Genomic DNA, 15367 nt, shown 5'->3' on the forward strand with positions numbered 1-15367 from the left:
GCAGCAAGCAGCCAGCAGCAAACCCGCCGAGAGGTTCCCCATGGCAGGCGAGACCGTCATCACGGTCGTCGGCAATCTTGTCGACGACCCCGACGCGCGGCGGTGCGGCCGCACGGCTCCTCGTGCCGGCGCGTCAGAAGCCCATGCGCTCCCTGCGCACCGAGTAGGCCAGGAACCCGGCCCCCAGGGACAGGAACAGGGTGCCGCCCAGCACGTAGGGTGTCGTGTCCACGCTTCCGGTGTCGGCCAGTCCGGTGGTCGTACCGCCCACCCCGGCCGCGGCGGTGCTCGCGTCCACGGTGGTGCTGTCGGCGGTGGCCGACGAGGCGGACACCGACGTCGACGTGGACATCTGCTGCCCGGGGGACTCCTGCGTGGCGTTCGCGGACGGGACGAACCACAGGGCGCCCAGCAGGGTCCCGGCGGCGGTCGCGGTCAGCATGGTGCGGCGGGCGGTGGACGTCGAGCGACGTGCGGCGGACACGAAATACCGATCCCTTTGTGGCGCTTGCGAATTGGCCGTGTGGGGCGATGCTAGTGAAAGGCGCGGGTCGCGGGAAAGTCGCGCCCCTCACGGGCCGTACGCTGCCCGGCATGAGCACATCTGAGACATCACGGTTCGTCCGGCTTCGCGTCGAACTGGTCGTCGAGATCGCCGACCCCGACGTGGTCACCAAGGCCGCCCTGCGCCGGATCGAGAACGACCCGGACATGCCCGAGGGCGAGCGCGTCTACACGGAGGGCGCGGTGGCCGAGGACGCCGCCGAGGCCCTCGCCTACCTGGTCGACCCCGCCGAGCTGATCGGCGAGATGCCCGGGGTCGAACTCGCCCAGGCCTCGTGGAGCAGCGAGGAGATCGACTACGACCCCGAGTCGCCGGACTGGGCCCTGGACGAGGACGACGAGAGCGACGAGGAAGAGGAGGAGGCGGTGCTTCGCTGACGTGTTCCGGGGAATTCGTGACCCCGGGTGGCAACCGGCACCCGGGGTTCCGTCGTCTCACGAGGAGATCCCCGGCGTCCCGCACGAAGCGGAAGCCACCCGCGTGACCCCCGTACGGAGTGGTGTGGACCACATCACCCCCGGATACGGAACCGGGTCGACCGGCCCTACCGTTGAAGGTTCTTACGGGGGCTGACGGGTTCATGGGGATTCGGCAACGATGGAGAGTCGTGTGATGACGGACGGTATGCGGCGACGTGGTCTGGCGACCGCGGCCGCTCTGCTCGGCGGAGTGATGGCGCTCACCGCGTGCAGCGGTGGCGACAAGTCGGCGTCGGGGGGTGGCGACTCCACGTCGCAGGCCCAGGTCGATGAGGCGGCCGCCAAGAAGACCTCCGAGGCGCAGATCAAGATCACCCCTGCGGACGGCTCCGACAACGCCTCCATCAACAGCGCGGCCAAGGTGACGGTGGACAAGGGGACCCTCACCGACGTCGCCATGACGACCGAGTCCGGCACCGCCGTGCCCGGCCAGATATCCGCGGACAAGAAGAGCTGGGCGCCCACCGGCCAGCTCCAGCGCTCGACCACGTACAAGATCGCGGCGACCGCCAAGGACTCCGCGGGCCGCGACGCCCACGAGAACGCCTCGTTCACGACCGTCGCCCCGGCCCACTCCTTCATAGGGAACTTCACGCCGGAGAGCGGCTCGACGGTCGGCGTGGGCATGCCGGTCTCGATCAACTTCGACAAGGCCATCACCAACAAGGCGGCCGTGCAGAAGGGGATCACCGTCAGCTCCAGCACCGGGCAGGAGGTCGCCGGCCACTGGTTCGGCGCCAACCGGCTCGACTTCCGCCCCGAGAAGTACTGGCAGGCGGGCTCCACCGTCACGCTGAAGCTCAACCTCGACGGGGTCGAGGGTGCGAGCGGCGTCGTCGGCGTGCAGCAGAAGACGGTCACCTTCAAGATCGGCCGCAACCAGGTCTCGTACGTCGACGCCAAGACCAAGCAGATGAAGGTCACGCAGGACGGCAAGACGGTCAAGACCATCCCGATCTCGGCCGGCGCCCCGGACCACACCACGTACCAGGGCCAGATGGTGATCTCCGAGAAGTTCACCCAGACCCGCATGAACGGCGCGACGGTCGGCTTCAAGGACGGCGACGGCAAGGGCGAGTACGACATCAAGGACGTGCCGCACGCCATGCGCCTGACCACGTCCGGCACCTTCATCCACGGCAACTACTGGGGCGCGCCGTCCGTGTTCGGCAGCACCAACACCAGCCACGGCTGTGTCGGCCTCCAGGACGCGAAGGGGGCGGGCGACCCGAACACGCCGGCCGCCTGGTTCTACAACCACACGCTCATCGGTGACGTCGTGGTCGTCTCCAACACCGGCGACAAGACCGTGTCCCCGGACAACGGCCTCAACGGCTGGAACATGAGCTGGGACCAGTGGAAGGCGGGCTCGGCGGTCTGACGCCACCCGACGCCCCACCGCACGGCCTCGGCGCCCGCACCCCGCTCACGGGGCGCGGGCGCCGAGGCCTTTCCCGGCCGTCCGTGAGGCCTCCACGGCCTTCTCATGCTTCTCTTATGACCGCTTGATGGGTTCATCACGGTGCGTCCTTAACTTGCGGCCATGTTCTTCACCTACCTGAGGCGCGAACTGCGCCGCCGGCGAAAGGCGGCCCTCGTCGTCGCCTCCGGGCTCGCGCTGGGCATCGCCCTCGTCATCGTGGTCAACTCCGTGTCCTCGGGCATGGGGAAGGCGCAGGACAAGGTCCTGCAGTCGCTGTACGGCCTCGGCACCGACATGACCGTCACCAAGGCCGCCGCGCCTCCCGCCTCGGGCGGCTCGCAGGGCCCGCGCTTCAGCTTCGGTGCCCGTGACAGCGGCTCCACCGGTACGCAGAGCAGCGACCGCGTCATGGTCCAGGGCTTCCAGACCCTGGCGGACAGCACGGTGGCCAAGGTGGGGGCGCAGCACGGCGTCTCGGACGCCGTGGGCGGGCTGAGCCTGCGGGTCATCAAGATCAGCGGACAGTTCACCCGGGGCCAGTTCAAGCAGGACCAGAGCGGCGGCGGCCGCGGCGGTGGTCGGGGTGGCTTCGGGGGCGGCGGGGCGCAGGGCCGTGTCGAGGGCGGTGGCGCGAACTTCGGCGTCGACAACTACTCCGTCTACGGCGCCGACGTCAGCAAGCAGGCCCTCGGGCCGCTGACCTCGTCCAAGATCACCAGTGGTCGTACGTTCACGACGTCGGAGACGAACGCCAAGGTCGCCGTCGTGGACTCGGCGTACGCCCAGCAGGCGAAGCTCAAGACCGGCGGCACGGTCACCGTCAAGGGCGTCAAGTTCCAGATCATCGGCATCGCCACGGCCGACAGCGGCGACTCGGCGGCCAACCTCTACATCCCGCTGACGCAGGCCCAGACGCTCGCCGGTGCCAAGGACAAGGTCACCACGATCTACGTCAAGGCGACCGACTCCCAGCAGATCGCGACCGTCAAGACGACCATCCAGAAGAACATCTCCGGGACGACGGTCACCACCTCCTCGGACCTCGCCTCCACCGTCTCCGGGTCCCTCTCCACGGCCTCCAGCCTCGCCGGCAGCGTGGGCAAGTGGCTGTCCATCACGGTGCTCGTGGCCGCGTTCCTGGTCGCCGGACTGCTCACCTCCTCCGCCGTCTCCCGCCGGGTGCGTGAGTTCGGCACGCTGAAGGCGCTGGGCTGGAAGTCGGGCCGGGTGACCCGCCAGGTGGTCGGCGAGGCCGTCGTCAACGGGCTCGTCGGCGGAGTCCTCGGCATCGCACTGGGCCTGGCGGGCGCCTACGCCGTCACGGCGATCAGCCCGACGCTGCAGGCGCAGCTCGGTGGTGGCGGCGGTGGCGGTGGCGGTGGTGGCGGCTTCGGCCAAGGTCCCGGCGGTGGCGGAGGCTTCGGTGGCGGAGGCCGCCGGGCGGCGGCGAAGACCCTGGAGGTCGCCCTCACCGCCCCCGTCAGCGCCACCACCATCGCCCTGGCGGTCGCCCTGGCCGTGACCGGCGGCCTGGTGGCCGGCGCCTTCGGCGGCTGGCGAGCCTCCCGCCTCCGCCCAGCGGACGCCCTACGCCGAGTCGAGTAGCCCCCACTCAAAGGGGCGCGGGGACTGCGCAAAACCCCACGACGCGCCCGCCCCCGACCACGCACCCAAGCCCCACCCAAAGGGGTGCGGGGAACTGCGCGAACCCCACCCCGCTGCCGCAGGCGACACGCAACACCCAGGAGCCCACCCCATGTACGAACTGAAGGCCGTCACCAAGCGCTACACCCGAGCCAAGGAAACCATCACCGCCCTGGACGCCGTGGACCTCACCATCGCCGACGGCGACCGCCTGGCCATCCAGGGCCCCACCGGCGGCGGCAAGTCCACCCTCCTGCAGATGCTCGGCGGACTGGACAAGCCGACCGCAGGCAGCGTGGAGCTCGACGGAGTCGACCTGGCCCGCCTCTCCGAGGCCAGGCTCACCAGGGTCCGCAGCGAGAACATCGGCTTCGTCTTCCAGTCCTTCAACCTCATCCCGACGCTCACCGCCCAGGAGAACGTGGAGACCGCCCTGGTCCCCCTCGGGGTGAAGGCGAAGGACCGGCGCGAACGGGCGGCACAGGCGCTGTCGTCCGTCGGACTCGGCGAACGCCTCGGCCATCTGCCCGGCGAGATGTCGGGCGGTCAGCAGCAGCGCGTCGCCATCGCCCGCGCCCTGGTGAAGCAGCCGAAGGTCCTGCTCGCCGACGAACCCACCGGAAACCTCGACGAGTCGACACGCGACGAGATCATGGACGTGCTCGAACGCATGTGGAAGGAGCACGGGCTGACCTTCATCATGGTCACCCACGACTCCGCGATAGCGAGGAAGGCCCCCCGGCTGGCCACCATCCGCAAGGGGCGCATCACCGTCAAGGAGAACGCGGCACCGTAGCCGACACAGCCTCCACAGCCGGCCCCGCGCCGAACCGGCCGAACACCGAACCGCCCGCCGCAGCCGCACCCGCACCTGCCGTGCCGCCCGGCGGGCGGGTCCGGCGCGGCGCGGGGGGCCGGCCCTCAGGCGCGGGACGCGTCGGTCCCCGCCCGTGTGGCGTCCACTCCCCAACTCGCCAGCAGCCGCAGCGCGTCGGCGGAGGCCGAACCGGGCTCGGCGTGATACGTCACCAGCGCCTGCTCGGCGTCGCCCGGCATCCGGAACGACTCGAACTGCAGCTCAAGGTCTCCCACCAGCGGATGCCGCATCCGCTTGAGCCCGTAGCTCTTCTCCTTGACGTCGTGGGTCGCCCACAGCCGCCGGAACTCCTCGCTCTTCACCGACAGCTCACCGACCAGCGCCGACAGCCGGGGATCGTCCGCGTGGCACCCCGCCTCGTAGCGCAGCAGGCACACGATGTCGATCGCCTTCTGCTCCCAGTCGACGAACAGATCGTGGTACTCGGGCCGCAGGAACACCATGCGCGCCCAGTTCCGCTCCTGCGGCGCCAGCTCACCCCAGTCGCCGAAGACGGCCGCGGCCATACGGTTCCACGCCAGGATCTCCGCCCGCCGCCCCGTGATGTAGGCGGGGACGTCCGCGAAGGCGTCCAGCAGCTGGCACAGCGAGGTCCGCACCTTCTGCGGTCGCGGCGACGGCTTCTTCGCGTGCGCCTTGGGCTTGGCGAGGTGCGTCAGATGCGCGTGCTCGGCGTCGCTCAGCCGCAGCGCGCGGGCGATGGCGCCGAGCACCTCCGCGGACACGTTCTGCCCGTTTCCCTGCTCCAGGCGTGTGTAGTACGCCACGGACACCCCGGCCAGCTGCGCCAGCTCCTCGCGCCGCAGCCCCGGCACCCGCCGGTGGCGGCCGTAGTCGGGCAGTCCCACGTCCTGCGGCTTGAGACGGGCTCGCCGGGTGCGCAGGAACTCACTGAGTTCGGCACGCCGGTCCAGCGCCTGGGCCTGACCCGCCGCGACGGGTTCCTCTGCGGAATCGGGCTGTGCGTCCATACGTCCAGTATTCCCGCTCGCGGGAGTACGAGCCTGACCCCGCCGGTGGTAGGAACGCTGGACGTAGGCAGAGCCGTGGTCTGGGTGAGCGTGCGGTACTCCGGCAGCCTTGAGCTGTGCCCGGCGGGAAGGCAGCCGGGAACGACCTCCCCACGACACCTCAGGAGATGTACGGCATGACCACCGTTGCCGCGTACGCCGCATCCGCCGCCAAGGCTCCGCTCGAGCGCACCACGATCGAACGCCGCGAGGTGCGTGAGCATGACGTCCTGATCGACATCAAGTTCGCCGGTATCTGCCACTCGGACATCCACCAGGTCCGTGAGGGCTGGGGCGAGGCGATCTTCCCCATGGTTCCGGGCCACGAGATCGCGGGCGTCGTCTCCGCCGTCGGCTCCGGCGTCACCAAGTTCAAGGTCGGCGACCGCGTGGGCGTCGGCTGCATGGTCGACTCCTGCCGCGAGTGCGACAACTGCCGGGCCGGCCTGGAGCAGTACTGCGTGAAGGGCATGACCGGCACGTACAACGCGCTCGACAAGGACGGGGAGCCCACCTACGGCGGCTACTCCCAGCAGATCGTCGTGGACGAGGCGTACACCGTGCGCATTCCCGACGGCCTCTCCCTCGATGTCGCCGCCCCGCTGCTGTGCGCCGGCATCACCACGTACTCCCCGCTGCGGCACTGGAACGCGGGCCCCGGCAAGAAGGTCGCCGTCGTCGGCCTCGGCGGTCTCGGTCACATGGCCGTCAAGCTCGCGCACGCCATGGGCGCCGAGGTGACCGTCCTGTCCCAGTCCCTGCGCAAGAAGGACGACGGGCTGCGGCTGGGCGCCGACCACTACCACGCCACCAGCGACCCGAAGACGTTCGAGGAGCTGCGCGCCGGCTTCGACCTGATCATCTCGACGGTGTCGGCGCCGCTCGACTTCGGCGCCCTGCTGTCGCTGCTGAAGACGGACGGCGCGCTCGTGAACGTGGGCGCGCCGGAGGAGCCCATCTCGCTCAACCTGTTCTCGGTGATCTCGGGCCGCAAGACCCTGGCCGGCTCCGGCATCGGGGGGATCCGCGAGACCCAGGAGATGCTGGACTTCTGCGCGGAGCACGGCATCGGCGCGGAGATCGAGCTGATCGGCGCCTCCGAGATCAACGACGCCTACGAGCGGGTGCTCGGCAGCGATGTGCGGTACCGGTTCGTGATCGACACCGCCACCATCTGAGCCCCGACACGGTCGGCAGGCGGCTTCCCCTTCCGGGGAGGCCGCCTCCCGCGTTTCCGGGCCGCCCGCACGCGGCCGAAAGCGTGCGGTGCGCGGCCCGGGGCCTCCCGGCCCGGCGGTAGCGTGGAGAGGGGGCCTGGCGCCCGGGAGAATCCACGGACAAGGAGTCTCGGCCCATGACCGTAGAGCTGAACCACACCATCGTCGCCGCGCACGACAAGGAAGCGTCCGCGCGTTTTCTCGCGGATCTGCTGGGGCTGGACGTGTCGCCGCAGTACGGCCCGTTCATCCCGGTGCAGATCGCGAACGGCGTGACGCTGGACTTCATGGAGGAGGCCGGGTCGATCACGCCCCAGCACTACGCGTTCCTCGTCTCCGACACCGACTTCGAGGCCATCTTCGACCGGATCCGGGAGGCGGGGCTCACCTACTGGGCGGACCCGCACCACGACCGCCGAAACGAGATCAACCACAGGGACGGCGGGCGCGGAGCGTACTTCGACGATCCGAACGGGCACCGGATGGAGATCCTGACGAGGCCGTACGGAAGCGGCGGGGACTGAGCCCCGCCGCTCACGTCTCGTTCGGGTCCAGGGCCTGTTGCGGCCCTGGGCCGGGGCTCAGGCGCCGGCCAGCTCGTCCACCGGCGCGGCGTGCCGGGGGCGGTACTTGGACGTCACCTGCCCGACCAGCTCCCGGAAGCACACCAGCGCCGTGACCGGGGGGATGCCGACGATCACCATCGAGAGCATCGAGTGCGCCGAGTTGCAGATGCACAACGCCACCGCGGTGGCGGAGGCGAGCAGGATGACACTCCAGGACCGGCGGGCGGTGCGGTGCTGGAAAGCCGCCCGCAGGATGGAGAGGGCCGCCACGAACCACGGCCCGTACACCGTCAGGGGCCACCACAGAGCCAGCGGGTCCGGCAGGACCGTCGAGGCGATGGCGCGCAGCTGGCCGTACGAGTAGGCGGTGGACCAGCCGAGCAGGGCGACCGCGCAGGCGGCGATGGTCGCGACCAGCACCCCGACGGGGCCGACTCGCTGGCCGCCTTCGAGGACATGGGCCGGCGCGGGCCTCGGACGCCGATGGCGGTGATGGTGGTGGTGGCCGTCCAGCGGGGGCGGTGCCAGGTCCAGGTGGCCCGTGCCGGAGACGGTGGCCAGCATCTGGGCCAGTTCCTCGTCCGGGTCCCAGCCGTTCGCGGGGATGTCGGAGATATCCGAGATGGCGGAGCTGTCCGGACCGGGTGTGTTCCAGGTGTGGCGCGCCTGGAGCGCGTCGACGCCGAGGGGGTCCACGCCGTAGGTGTCGGCGCGGTAGGGATCCACGTCGTAGGGGTCGGCACCGTAGGAGCCGTAGGAATCGACGCCGAGCGGATCGACGGCGTAGGGGTGCTGTCCCAGCGTGTCGTAGGGGTCCGTTCTCAGGGCGAACGGGATGTCGTAGAGGCTGGGCTCGCCTTGGATCCTGTCCATTTTCGTTTCCTCCGCGCCGCCGATCAGGACGCTCGATCGAGCGCGCGCAGGTATTCGCTTTCCATGGTGCCGATCTCCGCGAGGAATTCCTCCAGGATGTCCGAACATCCCTTCAGGAGCGCCTCGCTGCCCGCCGAATCCAGCCACAGGGCCGCTCGGCCTCCGACGGGGATCTGATCTTCGGGTTCGTTCCACGTCACGCTCACCTAACGAGCGGCGTCAGGATCGGGCAATCAGGCATTTGGGGGAACGGATCGCTGAAGAATCGTTTCGGCAGTCTGATGACAGTATCTTGTCGACGCCTTGGCGAACGAAATGGGCGAAATTGACGCACGCATATTTCCGGTTCTGCCTCGCGATCGTCGCCGTACGGACCTGATCGGATCCCGACGCGTACGCGGTCGGAGCCCGGTACCGGTCCGACCGGATCCCCGTCGCGACCCCGTGGCTTCCCGGCCGCGCTCCGGCCGGCTCCCCGGCCCGAGCCCCGACCACGACCCCGGCGCCCGGAACGTACCCCCGCACGCCCCACCGGCACCCGTGGCACCGCCGTGCCTCACCCGGCGTTCGCCCGGTTGGCGGCACCGGCACCGGCACCGGCACCGGCACCGGCACCGGCACCGGCCCCGGCACCGGAACCGGCGGGGCATCGCCGCGCCACCTGCACCAGCACCGGCACCTGCACCGGCAGGGCATCGGCACGGCACTGGCGGGGCCACCGGCGTCAGCACCAGAACCGCCACCGACGGGGCACCCGGCGCCGGACAGGCAGCGCATCGGCGGGGCACCGGCACCTGCACCAGCAGGGCGCAGGGAACCCGGCGTCATACCGGCACGGCATCGGCACCGGCGTCAGCGCCGGCACGGCACCGGCAGGGCGCAGGTATTGGCGCGGCACCGTGGCCAGCACCGACAGGGCATCGGACATCGGCACGGCACTGGCAGGGCACCGGCGTCTGCACCAGAACCGGCACCGACGGGGCACTCGGCGCGAGACCGGCAAGGCATCGGTATCGGCGTCAGCGCCAGTACGGCATCGGCAGGGCGCCGGCATCGGCACGGCACTGGCGCCAGCCCCGGCGGGGCATCGGCACGGCATCGGTGCTTGCGGGGCACCGGCGCGGCGCCCACCGGGGTGTGCCCTTGTGCTCTGCCGCGGGCGGCCTCGCGCGAGGCGCGGTGCGGGTCAGTGCGGCAGTGTCGCCGGGCTTCCGCCGCTCGCCTCGTACCCGGCCACCGCCAGGGCCCGGAACACCGCGTAGTGCGCGGCCGGCTCGGTGGTCAGTGTCCAGGGCAGGGCGCCCACATGGCCGTCGACGTGGACCAGTTGGTCCATCGCCTCCGCCCAGCGCTCGCCGCGGACGAGGAAGAAGAGCAGGAGATGGCGGACATGCGCCTGCATCGGGTTGTCGGGGCGGGCCGACTGCACCGCGAACAGGGCGCCGTGGACCGCTTTCGTGACGACCTCGCTCCGGTAGAGGCCGCGGACCATGTTCACCTCGGGAAGGTGCTCGAAGACCGCGAACAGCGGCATCGCGGCCAGCAGCGAGCCCCGCGGGGCGCGGGCGGCCGCCGATTCCGCGAACGCGTACGCCACGTCCCGCGAGCCGTGCCACTTCTCGCACCAGTAGTGCAGCGCTGCCAGATGCGCCCCCATATGGGCCGGTGCGCGGTCCATGATGTTCAGCCACAGCCGCTCGAACTCCGGGCGCGAGTAGCCGAGGCCCCGGGCCACCGACAGTTCGATGATGTACGGGACGGGGTCACCGGGGGCCAGCGACGCCGCCTGCGCGCACGCCGAGCGGGCCTCCTCCATGATGATCCGGAAGTCGTCGGTGCCCGGCGTCGAGGTGCGCCACGCCTGCTGGACCAGGAACTCCGCCTGCACGGCGGCGGCTCCCGGGTCCTTCGGAGCCTCGGCCCGCCACACCCGCAGCCACTGCCCGCCCGGTGTCTCGCTCACGCCGCCGGGCCGCTGCTGGAGTTCCAGCGAGGCGGCACCGGCGAAGGCCTGCACCCGCTGCCAGCGCGTCTCGCCCTCCGTCTCGGTGCCGGCCAGGAGTTGCGAGGCGGCCCGGTAGTCCTGGGTGCGCTGAACCACGTCCAGGACGTCCAGCAGGTCCTCGTCGGGGCCGGGCATGCGGACGTCCAACTCCTCCTCGCGCGCGAAGCCGTAGTTCGCCGGGTCGGCGGCGTCCGGATCGCCCGGCGTCGCGAGCTGGATGCCCGTGCGCCGACGCATGAGGACAGGCAGCAGGACGGCGCTGCACAGCGCCAGCGCCATCAGGAGCCAGAGAATCACCATGCGCCAAGCGAACCAGACCGGTCGGACACTTGGCCAACCCGGTCGCCGGCCTGTGGAAAACCCTGCCGCTTCCCCCGCCGCCGGTCCGCCGCCGCGGCGCACGGCACCTCCGTACCGGTCCGCCGCACCGGCGTCCCGGCCCGCGCGCCACCGTCCGCGCCGTGGGCGCACTACCCTCGGTGCTCATGAGCGACAGGCATATCAGTCAGCACTTCGAGACCCTCGCGATTCACGCGGGGAACACGGCCGACCCCCTCACCGGTGCGGTCGTACCACCGATCTACCAGGTGTCGACCTACAAGCAGGACGGTGTCGGCGGGCTGCGCGGCGGCTACGAGTACAGCCGCAGCGCCAACCCGACCAGGACCGCCCTGGAAGAGAACCTCGCCGCCCTGGAAGGCGGCCGCCGGGGTCTCGCGTTCGCGTCCGGACTGGCGGCCGAGGACTGCCTGTTGCGCACGCTGCTCGCCCCGGGCGACCACGTGGTCATCCCGAACGACGCCTACGGCGGCACGTTCCGCCTCTTCGCGAAGGTCGTCTCGCAGTGGGGCGTGGAGTGGTCCGTCGCCGACACCAGCGACCCGTCCTCCGTGCGGGCGGCGCTCACCCCGAAGACGAAGGCGGTGTGGGTGGAGACCCCCTCCAACCCGCTGCTCGGCATCACCGACATCGCCGCCGTCGCCCAGATCGCCCACGAGGCGGGCGCGAAGCTCGTCGTGGACAACACCTTCGCGACCCCCTACCTCCAGCAGCCGCTCGCGCTCGGCGCGGACGTCGTCGTGCACTCCCTGACCAAGTACATGGGCGGCCACTCCGACGTCGTCGGCGGCGCGCTGATCACGAGCGACCAGCAGCTGGGCGAGGAACTGGCGTACCACCAGAACGCGATGGGCGCGGTCGCCGGCCCCTTCGACTCCTGGCTGGTGCTGCGCGGCACCAAGACGCTCGCCGTCCGCATGGACCGGCACAGCGAGAACGCCACCAGGATCGCCGACATGCTGACCCGGCACTCCGCCGTCACCCGCGTCCTGTACCCGGGCCTGCCGGACCACCCCGGTCACGAGGTCGCCGCGAAGCAGATGAAGGCGTTCGGCGGCATGGTCTCCTTCCAGGTGGCGGGCGGCGAGGAGGCGGCCGTCGCGGTGTGCGACCGCGCCAAGGTGTTCACCCTCGGTGAGTCGCTGGGCGGTGTGGAGTCCCTCATCGAGCACCCGGGGCGCATGACGCACGCCTCCGCCGCGGGCTCCGCCCTGGAGGTCCCCGCGGACCTGGTCCGCATCTCCGTGGGCATCGAGAACGTCGACGACCTGCTGGAGGACCTCCAGCAGGCGCTCGGCTAGTCACCTGCGCGCCCCGGCTGGCCCCGCCCGGCCGGGGCGCGGCGGCCCGGGTCTCACCAGTCGCTGACCGGTGGAGTCGTCGTGGACGGCGGCTCCACCCAGGGCCGGGCGACCGACGCCCAGATCACGAAGGCGAGCGCCGCGGCGAGCAGCGCCAGCCACAGCAGGCGGCGCGCCGCCGTCGCGCGGCGTCGTATACGGCCGCCGCGCCGTACGACCTCCGGGTACAGGTCGGACGGTACCGGGGGAGGCGTCCGCTCCAGCATCCCCCGCACCAGCGCCTCACGGTCGAGCACCCTCATACGGAACCCCCGTTCCCGTGCCGCCGGGCCGGGCCGCGCAGGGCCCCGTCACGACGACGCCGCGTTCGCGAACGCCACCGCCGGCGCCGTGCCGGACGGCGGGTGGACCAGCGTCGACATGGCCCGCGCGCAGATCGCGCGCACCCGTTCGACCGGAAGGTTGAGCAGGGCGGCCGTCTGCTCCTCGGCCACACCCTCGTACATCCTCAGCACGAGGACGAGCCGTTCCCGGGGCGTCAGACGCGCGAGCAGACCGCCCTGGCCCGCACGGGGGCCACCCCTCAGAACCCCGAAGCCGCCGAAGCCCCCGAGCCTGCCCTGCCGATGCCATGCCTCGCGCGCGAAACGGGTGACCAGATGCTGGCGCGCCCGGTCGTAGGGGTCGTCGCCCCGCAGCCGGTCCCACGACGCGTACGTCTGGGCCAGGGCCAGCGTGATCAGCCGGCGCGCGCGGGGGTTGTCGTCCGGCGGCTCCGCCGTGAGGAGGGTGGCGGCGTGCAGCAGCCGCCCCGCCGCGCCCGCGACGAATGCTTCGACGTCCCGGTCCCGGCCCTCGCCGTGGAACACGCGCCGTTCTCGCACCGTGCCTCCCGCGGTGAGGGCGACCATGAAGTGAGCCAGAGGACCACGAGCGTGTACGGGGCGCCGGATCGCATGCGAACAGAGGTCCGGTCTCATGGGAGACCGGAGGTGCCCCCGGGGTCAAGAGCCGGGAAGCCCCCGGTCGGCACACCCGTCCCCGGCGGCCGGGTGCGACCGGCGCGGTGCGAGGAGGCCGGGGCTCAGGAAGCCGGCTGCGCCTCGGCCCCCGGCACCCGCTGCCGGGCGGAGAGGGCCGTGTTGAAGCGGGTGAGGAGCGAGCAGAAGGCCGTGCGCTCCTCGGGCGTCCAGTCCTCCGTGAGCTCGGCCATGAGCTGCCGCCTGGAGGACCGCACCTCGTCCAGGCGGGACAGCCCGCGCGGGGACAGCTGGAGCACGACCGCGCGCCCGTCCTCCGGGTGGGAGGTGCGTTTGACGAGGCCGGTGTCGACCAGCGGAGCCACCTGCCGGGTGACCGTCGAGGAGTCGATGCCCATGCTCGCGGCGAGCGCCTTGACGCCCATCGGACCCTCGTTGTCGAGACGGTTGAGCAGCAGGTAGGCGGCACGGTCCATGGAGTTGCGCACCTGTCCCACCCCGCCGAGCCGGGTCTGTTCGGCGCGACGCGCGAACACCGCGACCTCGTGCTGCAGCGTGTCCAGAAGACCGGGATCACCGACGGTCGTCATGTCCATCGACATTTCAGGTGTTGTGGGCATGGCCGGGGGCTCACTTCATGCGTGGGGAGCTGGGTTGGGGGACAGGGTACGCGGCCGGAGCGCGGGTCGTACCGGCGCTGCGCAATCCCGTTCCACGGCTTGGTCACACCCGGTACGGACGCGCGCGAACTGCGAGACTGGTGGTCATGAGGTACAGCACGACCCGCTCCTTGCCCATGGTGACGCTGGACGACGTACGCGGCGCCCAGAAGATGCTCTCGGGGATCGCTCGCGTCACGGCCGTGGAGGGCAGCAGGCACCTGTCCCAGCTGGTCGGGGCGCCGGTGCTCCTGAAGTGCGAGAACCTCCAGCGCACCGGGTCCTTCAAGCTGCGCGGCGCCTATGTGCGCATCGCGGGGCTGCTGCCCGAGGAACGGGCGGCGGGCGTCGTCGCCGCGAGCGCGGGCAACCATGCGCAGGGCGTCGCCCTGGCCTCCTCGCTGCTCGGAGTGCGCTCCACGGTCTTCATGCCGAGGAGCGCCCCCCTGCCGAAGATCAGCGCGACCCTCGAGTACGGCGCAGACGTACGCCTGGAGGGCCAGGTGGTGGACGAGACCCTGGCCGCCGCGCAGGAGTACGCCGAGGCGACGGGCGCGGTCTTCATCCACCCCTTCGACCACCCGGACATCATCGCCGGGCAGGGCACGGTGGGGCTGGAGATCCTCGAGCAGTGCCCGCAGGCGCGCACCATCGTCGTCGGGGTCGGCGGCGGCGGCCTCGCCGCGGGCGTCGCGACGGCGGTGAAGACGCTGCGGCCGGACGTCCGGGTGGTGGGGGTGCAGGCCGAGGGCGCCGCCGCTTACCCGCCCTCGCTGGCGGCCGGGCATCCGGTGGCGGTCCGCGACCCGGCCACGATGGCCGACGGCATCAAGGTCGGACTGCCCGGTGACGTGCCCTTCCGCATCGTCCGGGACCTGGTGGACGAGGTCCGCACGGTGCCGGAGGACGCGCTGTCCGCCGCGGTCCTGCTCTGCCTGGAGCGGGCCAAGCTGGTCGTCGAGCCGGCGGGCGCCGGTCCCGTGGCCGCCCTGCTGAGCGACCCCGGCGCCTTCGAGGGCCCGGTGGTGGCGGTGCTGTCCGGCGGCAACGTCGACCCCGTGCTGCTCCAGCGCATCCTGCGGCACGGTATGGCCGCGCAGGGCCGCTATCTCGCGGTCCGGCTGCGTCTGACGGACCGCCCCGGCGCCCTCGCCACGCTGCTGGGGACGCTGTCGTCCACCGACGCCAACGTCCTGGACGTCAGCCACATCCGCACCGATCCGCGGCTCGGGCTCGCGGAGGCGGAGGTCGAGCTGCATCTGGAGACGAAGGGCCCGGAGCACTGCGCGGAGGTCGGCCAGACGCTGCGGAAGGCCGGATACACGGTCCTCGACTGAGGGCATGACCATCCGGCGGTACGACTTTCGAGCGCCGGACCGCTTCGCGGGTGAAGCCTCTTGAGCAACGCGATACATCGCGTTAGGGTGTG

At 71.4% G+C, this 15367-nt stretch carries 16 protein-coding genes; 8 read left to right on the forward strand and 8 right to left on the reverse strand.

The window, feature by feature from the left end; all coding sequences use genetic code 11:
* Positions 1–133 precede the first annotated feature (133 nt).
* A complete protein-coding gene (locus tag AB0C59_RS31715; RefSeq protein WP_363010860.1) occupies positions 134–442 on the reverse strand; it encodes a hypothetical protein in 309 nt (102 codons plus the stop codon).
* Between the two features lie 152 nt (positions 443–594).
* Here AB0C59_RS31715 and AB0C59_RS31720 point away from each other — a divergent pair, with 152 nt between their 5' ends.
* The 4 genes from AB0C59_RS31720 (at position 595) to AB0C59_RS31735 (ending at position 4907) form a co-directional block, all read left to right on the forward strand.
* Positions 595–942, forward strand: a complete 348-nt coding sequence (locus tag AB0C59_RS31720) for a hypothetical protein (RefSeq protein ID WP_363010747.1) — start codon at positions 595–597, stop codon at positions 940–942.
* Positions 943–1177: 235 nt separating this feature from the next.
* The gene (locus tag AB0C59_RS31725) at positions 1178–2425 is read left to right on the forward strand and encodes an Ig-like domain-containing protein (RefSeq protein WP_363010749.1); all 1248 of its coding nucleotides are present in this window, start codon (positions 1178–1180) and stop codon (positions 2423–2425) included.
* 162 nt (positions 2426–2587) lie between these two features.
* Complete coding sequence (locus tag AB0C59_RS31730) at positions 2588–4072, forward strand: ABC transporter permease (RefSeq protein ID WP_363010751.1); 1485 nt, start codon at positions 2588–2590, stop codon at positions 4070–4072.
* Between the two features lie 151 nt (positions 4073–4223).
* A complete protein-coding gene (locus AB0C59_RS31735) occupies positions 4224–4907 on the forward strand; it encodes an ABC transporter ATP-binding protein (protein ID WP_363010753.1) in 684 nt (227 codons plus the stop codon).
* A gap of 125 nt (positions 4908–5032) precedes the next feature.
* Here the strand turns inward: AB0C59_RS31735 and AB0C59_RS31740 are convergent, their stop codons facing one another.
* Positions 5033–5959: a helix-turn-helix transcriptional regulator gene (locus AB0C59_RS31740; RefSeq protein ID WP_363010755.1), complete on the reverse strand. Its 927-nt coding sequence runs from the start codon at positions 5957–5959 to the stop codon at positions 5033–5035.
* 176 nt (positions 5960–6135) lie between these two features.
* On the opposite strand from AB0C59_RS31740, the gene AB0C59_RS31745 reads away from it, so the two are divergent.
* Entirely contained in the window at positions 6136–7176 is a 1041-nt protein-coding gene (locus tag AB0C59_RS31745; protein WP_363010757.1) for an NAD(P)-dependent alcohol dehydrogenase, read from the forward strand.
* Between the two features lie 176 nt (positions 7177–7352).
* Positions 7353–7739 carry a VOC family protein gene (locus AB0C59_RS31750; protein WP_363010759.1) on the forward strand — a complete coding sequence of 129 codons (387 nt, stop codon included), beginning with the start codon at positions 7353–7355 and terminating at the stop codon, positions 7737–7739.
* 57 nt (positions 7740–7796) lie between these two features.
* Here AB0C59_RS31750 and AB0C59_RS31755 read toward each other — a convergent pair whose 3' ends face one another.
* The 3 genes from AB0C59_RS31755 to AB0C59_RS31765 form a co-directional block, all read right to left on the reverse strand.
* Entirely contained in the window at positions 7797–8654 is an 858-nt protein-coding gene (locus AB0C59_RS31755) for a DUF2637 domain-containing protein (RefSeq protein WP_363010761.1), read from the reverse strand.
* 23 nt (positions 8655–8677) lie between these two features.
* The gene (locus AB0C59_RS31760) at positions 8678–8854 is read right to left on the reverse strand and encodes a hypothetical protein (protein WP_363010763.1); all 177 of its coding nucleotides are present in this window, start codon (positions 8852–8854) and stop codon (positions 8678–8680) included.
* A gap of 986 nt (positions 8855–9840) precedes the next feature.
* The gene (locus AB0C59_RS31765; RefSeq protein ID WP_363010765.1) at positions 9841–10959 is read right to left on the reverse strand and encodes a hypothetical protein; all 1119 of its coding nucleotides are present in this window, start codon (positions 10957–10959) and stop codon (positions 9841–9843) included.
* Between the two features lie 185 nt (positions 10960–11144).
* On the opposite strand from AB0C59_RS31765, the gene AB0C59_RS31770 reads away from it, so the two are divergent.
* Positions 11145–12299: a cystathionine gamma-synthase gene (locus AB0C59_RS31770; protein WP_363010767.1), complete on the forward strand. Its 1155-nt coding sequence runs from the start codon at positions 11145–11147 to the stop codon at positions 12297–12299.
* 53 nt (positions 12300–12352) lie between these two features.
* Here the strand turns inward: AB0C59_RS31770 and AB0C59_RS31775 are convergent, their stop codons facing one another.
* From AB0C59_RS31775 to AB0C59_RS31785, 3 genes are all read right to left on the reverse strand, one after another.
* The gene (locus tag AB0C59_RS31775; RefSeq protein WP_363010769.1) at positions 12353–12601 is read right to left on the reverse strand and encodes a hypothetical protein; all 249 of its coding nucleotides are present in this window, start codon (positions 12599–12601) and stop codon (positions 12353–12355) included.
* A 48-nt stretch (positions 12602–12649) separates the two neighbouring features.
* Positions 12650–13210 carry a sigma factor-like helix-turn-helix DNA-binding protein gene (locus AB0C59_RS31780; protein WP_363010771.1) on the reverse strand — a complete coding sequence of 187 codons (561 nt, stop codon included), beginning with the start codon at positions 13208–13210 and terminating at the stop codon, positions 12650–12652.
* 173 nt (positions 13211–13383) lie between these two features.
* The gene (locus AB0C59_RS31785; RefSeq protein WP_363010862.1) at positions 13384–13881 is read right to left on the reverse strand and encodes a MarR family transcriptional regulator; all 498 of its coding nucleotides are present in this window, start codon (positions 13879–13881) and stop codon (positions 13384–13386) included.
* Between the two features lie 164 nt (positions 13882–14045).
* Here AB0C59_RS31785 and ilvA point away from each other — a divergent pair, with 164 nt between their 5' ends.
* On the forward strand, positions 14046–15275 hold the full coding sequence (ilvA, locus tag AB0C59_RS31790) for a threonine ammonia-lyase (protein WP_363010773.1): 1230 nt from the start codon (positions 14046–14048) through the stop codon (positions 15273–15275).
* Positions 15276–15367 lie beyond the last annotated feature (92 nt).

This window comes from Streptomyces sp. NPDC048664 (assembly GCF_040650555.1).
Classification (GTDB): domain Bacteria; phylum Actinomycetota; class Actinomycetes; order Streptomycetales; family Streptomycetaceae; genus Streptomyces.

Coding starts and splice junctions, on each gene's coding strand:
- AB0C59_RS31715 (WP_363010860.1), bottom strand. CDS start 442: ATGCTGACCGCGACCGCCGCCGGGACCCTGCTGGGCGCCCTGTGGTTC.
- AB0C59_RS31720 (WP_363010747.1), top strand. CDS start 595: ATGAGCACATCTGAGACATCACGGTTCGTCCGGCTTCGCGTCGAACTG.
- AB0C59_RS31725 (WP_363010749.1), top strand. CDS start 1,178: ATGACGGACGGTATGCGGCGACGTGGTCTGGCGACCGCGGCCGCTCTG.
- AB0C59_RS31730 (WP_363010751.1), top strand. CDS start 2,588: ATGTTCTTCACCTACCTGAGGCGCGAACTGCGCCGCCGGCGAAAGGCG.
- AB0C59_RS31735 (WP_363010753.1), top strand. CDS start 4,224: ATGTACGAACTGAAGGCCGTCACCAAGCGCTACACCCGAGCCAAGGAA.
- AB0C59_RS31740 (WP_363010755.1), bottom strand. CDS start 5,959: ATGGACGCACAGCCCGATTCCGCAGAGGAACCCGTCGCGGCGGGTCAG.
- AB0C59_RS31745 (WP_363010757.1), top strand. CDS start 6,136: ATGACCACCGTTGCCGCGTACGCCGCATCCGCCGCCAAGGCTCCGCTC.
- AB0C59_RS31750 (WP_363010759.1), top strand. CDS start 7,353: ATGACCGTAGAGCTGAACCACACCATCGTCGCCGCGCACGACAAGGAA.
- AB0C59_RS31755 (WP_363010761.1), bottom strand. CDS start 8,654: ATGGACAGGATCCAAGGCGAGCCCAGCCTCTACGACATCCCGTTCGCC.
- AB0C59_RS31765 (WP_363010765.1), bottom strand. CDS start 10,959: ATGGTGATTCTCTGGCTCCTGATGGCGCTGGCGCTGTGCAGCGCCGTC.
- AB0C59_RS31770 (WP_363010767.1), top strand. CDS start 11,145: ATGAGCGACAGGCATATCAGTCAGCACTTCGAGACCCTCGCGATTCAC.
- AB0C59_RS31775 (WP_363010769.1), bottom strand. CDS start 12,601: ATGAGGGTGCTCGACCGTGAGGCGCTGGTGCGGGGGATGCTGGAGCGG.
- AB0C59_RS31780 (WP_363010771.1), bottom strand. CDS start 13,210: ATGGTCGCCCTCACCGCGGGAGGCACGGTGCGAGAACGGCGCGTGTTC.
- AB0C59_RS31785 (WP_363010862.1), bottom strand. CDS start 13,881: ATGTCGATGGACATGACGACCGTCGGTGATCCCGGTCTTCTGGACACG.
- ilvA (WP_363010773.1), top strand. CDS start 14,046: ATGAGGTACAGCACGACCCGCTCCTTGCCCATGGTGACGCTGGACGAC.